We start from the raw sequence: 12,401 nt of genomic DNA on the forward strand, positions 1-12,401 counted from the left end.
CCTTTTAACACCTATTCTAATTCGTTTTCTTCATAATATCTTGTCACTTTCGATGTAAATAGAACACCGTGTAAATGATCGATTTCATGTTGAATTGCACGCGCTAAAAATCCTTCCGCTTCTAATAAAAACACTTTACCTCGGCGATTCTGTGCTCTTACTTTAATATAATCTGCACGTTCCACTTCACCATAAAGTCCCGGGAAGCTTAAACAGCCTTCGGGACCTACTTGTTCACCACGTTTTTCTAATATTGATGGATTGATTAACTCGATTTTCCCAGTATCATCATCGACATCAACAACTGCTACTTGCAAGCTTACCCCTACTTGAGGTGCAGCTAAACCGACTCCGTCCGCCATTAACATTGTTTCATGCATATCTTTCAACAATTTCACTAACTTTTTATCAAAGTTAATTACTCTTTCACATGGTGTTTCTAACACTTCATTTGGATGCTTTACTATTTCTAAAACTGCCATATTTCCCTCCGCTACATTAACATTGTTGGATTAAAATCAATTGAGATTTGTAGCTCTTTTTGCATTTCTGCTTGATAATGTTCATTTACCATTTTGAGCACGTTCTTTAAGTTTGGTTCCCGTTTGTATTTTATCATGCATTGGTAACGATATCTATCTTTTATCCTTGGAATTGCTGAAGCAACTGGCCCTAACACCATCGTTTGCTGCGAACAATGCATTCGTAAATGACCGACAATTTTTTCCGTCACTTGCACTGCCTTTAATAATTCTGGATGAGATACCGTTACAAGTACAACATAGTAATAAGGTGGATATTGTCTTGTTCGTCTCATTTGCATTTCTTGGTCAAAAAACACATCATATTGCTGGTTCTTTGCTAACTCTATACTATAATGTTCTGGCGTATACGTTTGAATTACAACTTCCCCTGGCAATTCATGTCTACCTGCCCGTCCACTTACTTGCGTCAATAATTGATATGTTTTTTCACTCGCCCGAAAATCAGGTAAGTGAAGCATCGTATCTGCAGTTAAAACACCAACGAGCGTTACTTTCGGAAAATCAAGTCCTTTGGCGATCATTTGTGTCCCAAGTAATATATCTGCTTTCTCTTCACCAAATGCCTTTAATAACTTCTCATGCATTCCTTTGCGACTTGTCGTATCTACGTCCATTCGAATGACTCGCGCTTCTGGAAATAGTTTTGTAATTTCTTCTTCTACTTTTTGTGTGCCTGTACCAAAGAAACGAATATATGTACTTTGACAAGCTGGACACGCAGTTGGCATATTCTCCTCATAACTGCAATAATGACATTTTAAACGATGGTTCATTTTATGATACGTCAGCGAAATATCACAATGTGGACATTGTACAACATACCCGCAATCACGACACATCACAAATGTTGAATGACCTCTCCTATTTAAAAAGAGAACCATTTGTTCTTTCTTTTCTAGTCGATCTGCTATTTTTTCATGCAACGCCTTCGAAAACATCGATCGATTCCCGTCGCGAAGTTCTTCACGCATGTCAACAATTTCTACTGTTGGTAAAGCTTGTTCGTTCATACGTTTTTCCATCGTTAATAGTTCATAAACACCTTTTGTCGCTCTTGCAAATGATTCAAGTGTAGGCGTTGCACTTCCAAGAACGATTGGACATTTATGATATTGCCCTCTCCACACCGCTACATCTTTTGCATGATACTTCGGGTTATCTTCTTGCTTATAACTCGATTCATGCTCTTCATCAATAATAATAATCCCTAAATTTTCAAAAGGAGCAAAAATAGCTGAACGGGCACCAACTACCACTTTCACTTCTTTTCTTAAAATCTTACGCCATTCATCATATTTTTCACCAACAGACAGTGCACTATGAAGAACCGCTACTTGCGAGCCAAATCTACCTTTAAAACGATCTACCATTTGAGGCGTTAGCGCAATTTCAGGAACGAGTACAATAGCTTCTTTTTCCTTCTTCAGCACCGCTGCTATAGATTGTAAATATACTTCTGTCTTTCCGCTTCCTGTAACACCATATAGTAAAAATGGATTGTAAGTTTCATTTGTAATTGATGATAAAATAGGTGTAATAACTTGCTTTTGTTCCTCTGTAAGTGGAAATGGTTTCGTTTGTTCAAAATCATCATCGTCATACGGATTCCGGTATATTTCCACATATTTTTCTGAGATTAGCCCCTTTTTAACAAGTGATTTTATTGGAGCATCTGTTATTTGTAGCTCTTCTGTTAACAATTTCAACGGTACACTTTTATAATTTTCCACAAAATAATAGAGTACATCTTGTTGTTTTTTACTTTTCAATTCAAATGCAGCTAATTCTAATTTATCTTCCGGCAACTCTGGCTGAACGACTCTTTGTTTCTTCTTCTGCACTTTATCTTTCACTTGATATACGACTTCCATCGTACCATTTTTAATTTCTTGTTGAATAGCGCGGTATAAATGTGGCTGCGCCTCAATAACTTCCCAATCGATTGCTTCCTTATCCTGAAATAAATACAGTATTGCAGGTGCTACTTCTTCTTGTTTACGAAGTTGTAGACGCTTTTTATACGTTGCTTTTATCGCTGTCGGAAGCATGACTTGAAATGCTGAAATCATATAACATAACGTTTCACTTGTAAGCCAATATCCAAGCTTTAATAATTCATCATTTAAAACCGGTGTTACATCTAATATTTCATGGATTGTCTTTAATTTCTTACTTTCCACGTCAACCGAATCTTTAATCTCAATAATAAAACCTTGCAATTTTCTTGGACCAAATGGAACTACTACACGCATTCCTGTCTGTACAATATCTTCCCATTTTCTAGGGATAATGTAATCAAACGGTCTATCTGTCTGACGGGCAGGTACATCAACAATTACACTTGCAAATTTCATAAACGATCATCTTCTAACATCATTTCAATTTGCTTTAATATTTCGCGAGCTACCTCTTTCTTCGTTAAAAGTGGCAACTCAATAACTTTTCCATCTTTTCTATACATTGTTACAATGTTCGTATCTGTGCCAAATCCAGCTCCTTGCGCTTTTACATCATTCGCAACAATCATATTCGCATTTTTCTCACGTAACTTTTTCGTTGCGTATTCCTCTACATTTGTCGTTTCAGCAGCAAAACCGATAAGTAACTGTTTACCCTTCTTCTCACCTAGCGTTTTTAAAATATCTACCGTTCTCTCTAATTCAATTACAGCATCACCATTCTGCTTTTTCATTTTATTATCATGAACATATTTCGGGCGATAATCTGCAACAGCTGCTGTTTTGATGACAACATCTACATTTTGATAATGTTGAAGGACTGCTTCTAACATATCCTGCGCTGAATCCACTTGTATCGTTGTTACATGTAGTGGCGGATTTAATGCCGTCGGCCCCGAAACAAGTATGACATCAGCCCCTAAGTTCGCTGCTACTTCTGCAATCGCATACCCCATTTTTCCAGAAGAGAAATTCGTCATAAAACGAACTGGATCAATCTTTTCACGCGTCGGGCCAGCAGTTATTAACATTTTCTTACCTTGTAGTGGTTTTTGTTCCGTGAATGCTTCTTCTAACCGCGCAATAATTGCTTCAGGTTCCTCTAGTCTTCCCTTCGCTACATAACCACACGCTAAAAAGCCTTCCCCAGGCTCAATAAATGTATATCCTAACGTTTTTAACGTCATCATATTTTTTTGAACAATTTTATTTTCGTACATATGCACATTCATAGCAGGTGCAATCCATACTGGAGCTGTAGTAGCTAATAAAGTAGTTGTAATCATATCATCCGCAATACCACCAGCTAACTTCCCGATACAATTGGCTGTAGCAGGTGCAACAAGTACTACATCTGCCCAATCTGCTAAATCGATATGAGCAATAACAGCTGAATCTTTCTCATCGAATGTATCTGTATATACATCATGACGAGAAAGTGCTTGGAATGTAAGAGGCGTAACAAATTTTATTGCCGACTCACTCATGATCACCTTTACAATAGCACCAGCTTGTGTCAATTTACTAGTTAACGCAGCCGCTTTAAAGACCGCAATGCCTCCTGTTACACATAGGAGTATCTTTTTCCCTTTTAGCATATGGCTCGTCCTCTTTCTTTTTCAAACTTATAATACTGAAACAGGTTTCTCAGCTCTTCAGTACCAATATTTCATCCTATCGTAAAAAAATAACAACCTACTTGTAAATAGGTTGTTACCGTTACATAGAAAATTATAAAGTCTATGTTTTAATTTGTCGAAAATAATATCTTAATCAATTATTTTGCCTTCGCTTGGTACATATTTTAACACTTCTACATCGATTTCTTCTAATGCTTTACCTACACATTTATGAGAAACAGGCTGTTCAATAACACAGTTGTTAGCAAGTTGCATTTCACGTGCACGCTTTGCAGCTACTGTTACAAGTGTATATTTAGAATCGATTTTTGTTAATAATGAATCAATTGATGGATTTAACATAATTATAGACCCTCCGTCATTTCTTTATAATATTTTGCTACTCTTTCGCGGCGGCAATGTTCACCAACCACAATTGCTTTAATTCTATCACAAGCTAATTCAACTTGATCATTTTCTACAACATAGTCGTAAGCGTCCATCATTTCGATTTCTTCTTTCGCTACAGTTAAGCGATTTTCAATAACATCTTCAGTTTCTGTACCACGGCCGACAATTCGGTTTTTTAGCTCAGATAAACTTGGGGGTGCTAAGAAAATAAATACACCTTCTGGGAAAGCTTTCTTAACTTGAATTGCTCCTTGCACTTCAATTTCTAAGAATACATCTTTTCCTTCTTGTAATGTTTTTTCAACATAGTCAATCGGTGTTCCGTAATAATTACCTACGAACTCAGCCCACTCAAGTAATTTTTCATTACGAATCATTTCCTCAAATTCTTCTCTCTCTTTAAAGAAATAATCCACACCATCTACTTCACCTTCACGCGGCTTACGTGTCGTTACTGAAATAGAGTATTGAAAACGTGTATCCTCATGGCTAAACAGCTCTTTTCGAACCGTTCCTTTACCAACCCCAGAAGGTCCTGAAAGAACGATGAGCAATCCTCTTCTACTTCTCATAAATATGTAAAACCTACCCTTCCTCACTTAAATCTTCTTTATTATTCAAACGATGTGCAATCGTCTCTGGCTGAATTGGACTTAATACAACATGCCCATCATCCATAACAATAACCGCCCTTGTTTTTCTCCCATACGTAGCATCTAGTAAAGCATTATGTTCACGTGCTTCCTGTACTGTTCGTTTAATAGGAGCTGACTCCGGACTTACAATAGCAATAATTCGATGAGCAGATACAATATTTCCGTATCCAATATTTAAAAACCGCATGGCCATAGTTTGCGCCTCCTAGTAAGTCTATCCGATTTCTCCACCACGTATAACTTTATATATTTTTTGAAAGCTACTCAATATTTTGTACTTGTTCACGAATTTTTTCAAGGTTATTTTTCATTTCTACAACATATTTTGAAATTGTTAAGTCATTTGCCTTCGAACCAATCGTATTAATTTCTCGATGCATCTCTTGCACGATGAAGTCCATTTTTCTTCCAACAGGCTCTTCAATCTGCAGTGTTTCACGAAATTGTTCTAAATGACTTTGTAAACGAACTAACTCTTCATGAATATCACAACGCTCTGCAAACATCGCGACTTCTGTTAGCAATCTTTGTTCGTCTAGATCTTGATTATGTAATTCCTTTAAGCGATTTTCTAATCGTTCACGATATTTTTGTGTAACAATCGGTGCATGTGGAATAATTGCATTTACACAATTGTGAATCTCTTGTAAACGATACGACATATCTTTATGTAATCGTTCTCCTTCGCCATCTCTCATCGTTTTCAACATATGAGCAGCTTGGCGAACAGCCTCATATAAACTATTCTCAAATTGTTCATTTACGTTTTCTATTTCTTCAATTGCCGTTACTTCTGGCATTGCCATTAATTGCCCAAGTGTAATAGAATCTTGCAATTGAAATTTTCCTTTTATATCTTCCATCATCGATTGGTACTGCTTGAGAAGCGACCAATTCACACTTAATTTTCTTTCAACAAGCCCTTCACCCGTTATACTAATAGACACTTCAATGCGCCCACGTCGAACTTGCTGTGCGATTATTTTACGAATTTTGTCTTCAAATACCATCATTTGCTTCGGAAGTCGAATACTCATCTCAAGAAAACGGTGGTTCACCGATTTCATTTCTACTGTAATCTGAAAAGTATCACTTTCTACTTTCGACCTTCCAAACCCTGTCATACTAGAAATCATTTTTATCACATCCAAGCCATGAAATAACTCAATGAAAAAGGTAATAGAGACAAGGCTCTACTACCTTCTGTAAATTATATCACATTTTCATATCATTGACTATTTCAAGTTTAATCCCTTCTTATATAAAAGTGGCTTTTTCTCCTTACCTTTTTTCCTTGTTAATAAAGAACCTACTAATAAGAAAGTCGGAATTGATGACAAACCTCCAATTAACAACCAATCTCTTGCTTGTATTGGCATTGTACTAAAAATTGGTTGTAACGGTGGATAATAAATAACAACGAGCATTAACAACAATGAAATGATAACAGCCCCTACTAAATACACGTTCCCAAATGGATTGCGATGAAAGACAGAATGTTCACTTCGGCAATCAAACACATGAATAAGTTGCGCAAGTACCAAAGTCGCAAATGCTACTGTCTGTGCATATTTCAGTTCATTCGGATGTTGATTATATGCGATAATAAACGCTACTAACGTCACTGCTCCAATGAGGAACCCTCGACTTATAATTTTCCAGGCAAGCCCTCTGGCGAATACCCCCTCTTTCGGATGCCGCGGCGTTCTCTTCATCACATCTCCTTCCGCCTTATCCAAACCTAATGCCATCGCTGGTAAACCGTCGGTAACTAAGTTCACCCATAATATTTGAATTGGAACCATCGGCAATGGCAGTCCCAGTAACATCGCAAATAACATAACTAAAATTTCGCCGACGTTTGATGCTAACAAATATCGAATAAACTTTCGAATATTTTCGTATATGTTTCTACCTTCTTTAATCGCTGATTTAATCGTCGCAAAGTTATCATCTAACAATACAAGCGAAGAAGCTTCTTTCGCAACGTCTGTTCCTGTAATACCCATCGCTATCCCAATATCCGCTGTTTTTATAGCTGGTGCATCGTTTACTCCATCTCCTGTCATCGCTACTATATGCCCTTTATTTTGCAATGATTTAACAATTTTTAATTTATGTTCTGGTGATACACGAGCAAATACGTAAGTATCTTCTACAACATTTTCTAGTTCCTCTATATCCATATTTGCTAGCTCAACACCTTCCACCACACGACCTCCTGGTGGTAAAACCCCTAATTGTTCCGCAATCGCCATCGCTGTTACTTTATGATCTCCTGTAATCATCACTGTTCGAATACCAGCTTCTTTACACTCTTTTACCGCCTGCGCTACCTCTGGTCTTGGCGGATCGATCATACCTTGTATCCCGATTAACATAAAATCTTTTTCAACATCTCTCTCATGTTCAGTGGAATCTGTTACTTTTAATGGCTTAAATGCAACCGCAATTGTTCGAAGCGCTTGGCTACCTAAACTATGAATAGCCGCCTGTACTTCTTTTCTATATAACTCACTCATCGGTTGCTGCTTATCACCCCATAAGATTGTTTGGCTCATTTGCAGGAGGACGTCTGGAGCTCCTTTCGTAACAACAAACTTTTTCCCATCTCGATCACGGACAATAACACTCATCATCTTTCGAGTCGAATCAAATGGGAACTCACGAATAATCTCGAACTTCCCTTTCAGTGCATCACGTGTTATTCCCGCTTTCATTGCTGCAGCTACAAGTGCTCCCTCTGTTGGATCCCCATCTAATACATACGCCTTTTTCTTTTGAATAATATTCGCATTGTTACATAGTGAACCGAATGTAAGTAGCTGATAAAGCGCTTTTGTCTTAGCTGGATTAACTTCTATTTCACCTTTCATAAAAGATCCATTAGGTTCATATCCTTGACCAGTCACTTTCCACAACTCTCCACCTGACCACATATGTGTTACCATCATTTTGTTTTGTGTCATTGTTCCTGTTTTATCAGAACAAATTACAGAAGCACAACCTAATGTTTCTACAGCTGGTAACTTTCTTACAATTGCTCTCTTTTTTATCATACGCTGTACACCAAGTGATAAAGCTACTGTAACGATTGCGGGCAATCCTTCTGGAATAGCAGCAACAGCTAAGGATACACCTGCTAAAAACATATGGTATACTTCATTCCCTTGATACACACCTGCTAATACAACGAGTGCTGTCAAAATAAGAGCTACAATAATTAATATTTTCCCGAGTTGCTCTAATCTTCTTTGCAGTGGTGTTTCCATTTGCTCTGCATTTTGCAACATATTTGCAATTTGGCCCATTGCGGTATTCATACCAGTCGCTACAACGACTCCTGTTCCAGATCCTCGCGTAATCATCGTACCCATAAAAGCCATATTTTTTTGATCACCAATTGAAACATCTTGCCCTTGCAATGCTTCTATCTTCTTTTGTACAGGTACTGACTCTCCTGTCAGGGCAGACTCTTCGATATATAAACTCGATGCCTCAACGAGACGGACGTCAGCCCCAATACGATCACCACTGGAAAATTTAATAACATCACCTAAAACAAGTGCTTTAGATGGTGCCTTTACCCACTTTCCATTCCTCATTACCGTAACTTGCGGGGCGGCTAGTTCTTTTAAAGCTTCCAATGATTTTTCAGCCTTTCTTTCTTGAAAAAAACCTAGAATACCATTGATAATGACAATGGCAACAATAGCTATAGAATCAATATATTCACCTAAAAATGCAGAAACAATTGTTGCTCCAAATAAAACAAGTACCATAAAATCTTTAAATTGTGCTAAAAATACCATTAGTGCAGAAGGCCTTTTTGCTTCTTCTAATTCATTTGTACCAAATTTCTTAATTCGGCCTTCTGCTTCTTTCTCTGTAAGTCCAACTTTTACATTCGTATTCGTTCTTTCTTCCACTTCATGTGCCCGCATTCCATACCAGTTCATCCTGCCATCGACCTCCTGATTCCAGACATACTCTATTGAAAGCTTATTCAGCCTCGTCCAAAAAAATGCTATAATTAACTTTTAGTTAGAAAGGAGTGTTCATTTATGGCATTCGATGGATTATTTACAAGAGCAATTACACATGAAATTGCAAATTCTCTTTACACAGGAAGAATTTCCAAAATATATCAACCTTCAAAATACGAGATTTTATTACATATTCGAGCAAACAGAAAGAACCAAAAACTAATTCTTTCGTCTCACCCTACATATGCGCGTATGCACTTAACGAATCAAAACTACGATTCACCAGCAATACCGCCGATGTTTTGTATGCTTCTTCGTAAACATTTAGAAGGCGGATTTATTGAAAAAATTGAACAAATTGACTTAGAACGTATTATTCAAATTACAGTTCGCAGTCGGAATGAAATCGGAGACGAATCATTAAAAACATTAGTAATCGAAATAATGGGACGACACAGTAACATTATCTTAGTAGATACGAAAACAAATGTTATTTTAGATAGCTTAAAACACATATCTTTAGCGGTAAACCGCCATCGTACTGTATATGCTGGAGCTGAATATGTTGCCCCTCCAGCACAACATAAGGTTAATCCGCTTCTTATCGAAACAGCAGCTGATTTTATTAGACCGCTAGACTTTTTATCCGGAAACATGGACAAACAACTTGTCGGAGCATTTATGGGAATTTCCCCATTATTCGCAAAAGAAGTTGTAAAAAAAGCAGGTATGGCAAATGAAAAAGCATTATCTGAAGCGTTTTTCTCTATACAAAAACCATTACTAACTCATACATATTCACCAACAATGATTACTGCAAACGGAAAAGAATTCTTTTATCTTTTCCCTCTTACACACTTGCAAGGAGAAGAAAAAACATTCTCATCTGTTAGTGAATTGTTAGACCGTTTCTTTTTCGGAAAAGCGGAGCGAGACCGTGTAAAACAACAAGCTCATGATTTAGAACGCTTTATGCAAAACGAAAAAAACAAAAATGAGAAAAAACTTATTAAACTTGAAAAAACATTACAAGATGCTGGAAAAGCAGATAAATATCAACTATTTGGAGAGCTACTTACAGCCAATATGTACGCTTTGAAAAAAGGCGATAAAGATATTGAGGTCGTTAATTATTACGATGAAAATGGCGGTACTGTAAAAATCACATTAGATCCTTTAAAAACACCGTCTGACAATGCACAACGCTATTTCCAAAAATACCAAAAAGCAAAAAATTCAGTTGTTGTGGTAGAAGAACAAATCGAAAAAACCAATGAAGAAATTCTTTATTTTGATAGCTTACTTCAACAAATGGAAGCTGCTTCTTCAAAAGATATTGAAGAAATTCGTGAGGAATTAGCCGAAGAAGGATATGTGCGTAATCGTAAGACGAAAAATGCAAAGAAAAAGCCTACAAAACCAGTATTAGATAAATATGTGGCTAGTGACGGTACAGAGATTTTCGTTGGTAAAAACAATAAGCAAAATGATTATTTAACAACGAAATTTGCCCGTCGGGATGAAATTTGGTTACATACGAAAGACATACCTGGTTCTCACGTTGTCATTCGTTCTTTAGAACCTGCTGAAGAAACTTTACTAGAAGCTGCAAAAATTGCCGCTTATTACAGTAAAGCAAAAGAGTCTAGCTCTGTACCTGTTGATTTTACAAAAATACGCCATGTGAAAAAACCGAGTGGTGCAAAGCTTGGATTCGTTACGTACGATAACCAACAAACAGTATATGTAACACCAGATGCTGACATCGTAATGAAATTAAAAGCGTAAATATAAAAAATGCGTTGCTATCTAGCAACGCATTTTTTATATTCATTCACATTCGTTCCTATATCCATTAACTAATTCACACTATCTTTCTTTTGTCATTTTATATATTGTCAAAAAGATTGACAGTGTCATTACGCATTTGTATAAATTTTTTTACAGTATGTATATAAAGTTCAACTCAAGTCAATGTTTTTATCCCCTACTAATTGCAATCTGAATTTTATTAACGGCACGCTTCCTACAAAATAGCTGGATAATCGTTTATTTTCCCTAATATATATTTTGGCACGCTATTTGCTTTATTCAATACTGTGAAAAGGAGGAATTAACATGACTTTAAAAATTGATAAAATCCAAAATCAACTACATCATTATGGACTTGACGGATTACTTATTACAAAAAAAGAAAATCGCCAATATGCAACAGGCTTTACAGGTAGTGCTGGTGTCGTCTTACTCTCTGCAGATCAAGCTGTTTTCATAACTGATTTTCGCTATGTAGATCAAGCCCAAGTACAAATAAAAGACGCGGAAATCATTATGCATAAAGGGAATTTGGAAGAAGAAGTTGCCAATCAAGTATCCAGATTAAACATTCAAAAACTTGGAATTGAAGAAAATAACATGACATTGCAACAATATAAAAACTTACAAAAATACGTACATGCGGAAATGATTCAAGTGTGCGAAATCATCGAAAATATTCGTATTATTAAAGACACGCCTGAAATAGAAACAATGAAAATTGCAGCTACTATTGCTGACGAAGCATTTCACCACATCCTTACCTTTCTAAAACCAGGAATAAGTGAAACTGATGTACGAGATGAGTTAGAATTTTTCATGCGAAAAAAAGGAGCTACATCTTCATCATTCCAAATCATTGTAGCTTCTGGCGTTCGTTCTTCTCTTCCTCATGGCGTTGCATCAAATAAAATAATCGAACGAGGCGATATCGTTACATTAGACTTCGGTGCACTTTACGACGGATATTGTTCCGATATAACACGTACTGTAGCGATCGGAGAACCGTCAGAAGAATTCAAAAAAATATACAATGTTGTACGAGAAGCATTAAAACGTGGAACTGAAGCAATTAAGCCTGGAGAAACTGCGAAAAGTATCGATGATGTAACGAGAGATTACATTACAGAACATGGATACGGTCAATACTTTGGCCACTCTACCGGGCACGGTCTTGGGTTAGAAATACATGAACCGCTTCGCCTATCCCAAGAAAGTAAGGCAACTTTACAAGAAGGTATGGTTGTTACAGTTGAGCCGGGCATTTACATACCAAACTGGGGCGGTTGTAGAATTGAAGACGATATCGTCATTACAAAAGAAGGCTATGAAGTTATTACAAAATCAAATAGAGAACTAATTGTTATCCCTTGTTAAAATCATGGCCCTTTTTAAAAGGAGTTTTTCTCTACAC

At 36.8% G+C, this 12,401-nt stretch carries 10 protein-coding genes; 2 read left to right on the forward strand and 8 right to left on the reverse strand.

What is annotated here, in order from left to right; translation table 11 throughout:
- Positions 1 to 11 precede the first annotated feature (11 nt).
- The 8 genes from def to JDS92_RS03640 form a co-directional block, all read right to left on the reverse strand.
- Positions 12 to 482, reverse strand: a complete 471-nt coding sequence (gene def / locus JDS92_RS03605) for a peptide deformylase (protein WP_000279472.1) — start codon at positions 480 to 482, stop codon at positions 12 to 14.
- An 11-nt stretch (positions 483 to 493) separates the two neighbouring features.
- Complete coding sequence (gene priA / locus JDS92_RS03610) at positions 494 to 2,899, reverse strand: primosomal protein N' (protein WP_199631506.1); 2,406 nt, start codon at positions 2,897 to 2,899, stop codon at positions 494 to 496.
- Positions 2,896 to 4,101, reverse strand: a complete 1,206-nt coding sequence (coaBC, locus tag JDS92_RS03615; protein ID WP_000911716.1) for a bifunctional phosphopantothenoylcysteine decarboxylase/phosphopantothenate--cysteine ligase CoaBC — start codon at positions 4,099 to 4,101, stop codon at positions 2,896 to 2,898. Before coaBC ends, priA begins: the two co-directional genes overlap by 4 nt.
- Positions 4,102 to 4,272: 171 nt before the next feature.
- Positions 4,273 to 4,485 carry a DNA-directed RNA polymerase subunit omega gene (rpoZ, locus tag JDS92_RS03620; protein ID WP_000933967.1) on the reverse strand — a complete coding sequence of 71 codons (213 nt, stop codon included), beginning with the start codon at positions 4,483 to 4,485 and terminating at the stop codon, positions 4,273 to 4,275.
- 2 nt (positions 4,486 to 4,487) lie between these two features.
- Complete coding sequence (gmk, locus tag JDS92_RS03625) at positions 4,488 to 5,105, reverse strand: guanylate kinase (protein WP_001257739.1); 618 nt, start codon at positions 5,103 to 5,105, stop codon at positions 4,488 to 4,490.
- A gap of 13 nt (positions 5,106 to 5,118) precedes the next feature.
- Positions 5,119 to 5,382, reverse strand: a complete 264-nt coding sequence (remA, locus tag JDS92_RS03630) for an extracellular matrix/biofilm regulator RemA (protein WP_001251456.1) — start codon at positions 5,380 to 5,382, stop codon at positions 5,119 to 5,121.
- Between the two features lie 67 nt (positions 5,383 to 5,449).
- Positions 5,450 to 6,325: a YicC/YloC family endoribonuclease gene (locus tag JDS92_RS03635; protein ID WP_087969798.1), complete on the reverse strand. Its 876-nt coding sequence runs from the start codon at positions 6,323 to 6,325 to the stop codon at positions 5,450 to 5,452.
- 99 nt (positions 6,326 to 6,424) lie between these two features.
- Positions 6,425 to 9,148, reverse strand: coding sequence for a calcium-translocating P-type ATPase, SERCA-type (locus tag JDS92_RS03640; RefSeq protein ID WP_199631508.1), 2,724 nt, complete (start codon positions 9,146 to 9,148; stop codon positions 6,425 to 6,427).
- Between the two features lie 105 nt (positions 9,149 to 9,253).
- Here JDS92_RS03640 and JDS92_RS03645 point away from each other — a divergent pair, with 105 nt between their 5' ends.
- Positions 9,254 to 10,963, forward strand: coding sequence for an Rqc2 family fibronectin-binding protein (locus JDS92_RS03645; RefSeq protein WP_199631510.1), 1,710 nt, complete (start codon positions 9,254 to 9,256; stop codon positions 10,961 to 10,963).
- A gap of 330 nt (positions 10,964 to 11,293) precedes the next feature.
- Positions 11,294 to 12,364 (forward strand): M24 family metallopeptidase, encoded by a 1,071-nt coding sequence (locus JDS92_RS03650; protein WP_199631511.1) that lies wholly within the window; start codon positions 11,294 to 11,296, stop codon positions 12,362 to 12,364.
- Positions 12,365 to 12,401 lie beyond the last annotated feature (37 nt).

It is taken from the genome of Bacillus cereus group sp. N12 (assembly GCF_016483575.1).
Taxonomy (GTDB): Bacteria; Bacillota; Bacilli; order Bacillales; family Bacillaceae_G; genus Bacillus_A; species Bacillus_A toyonensis.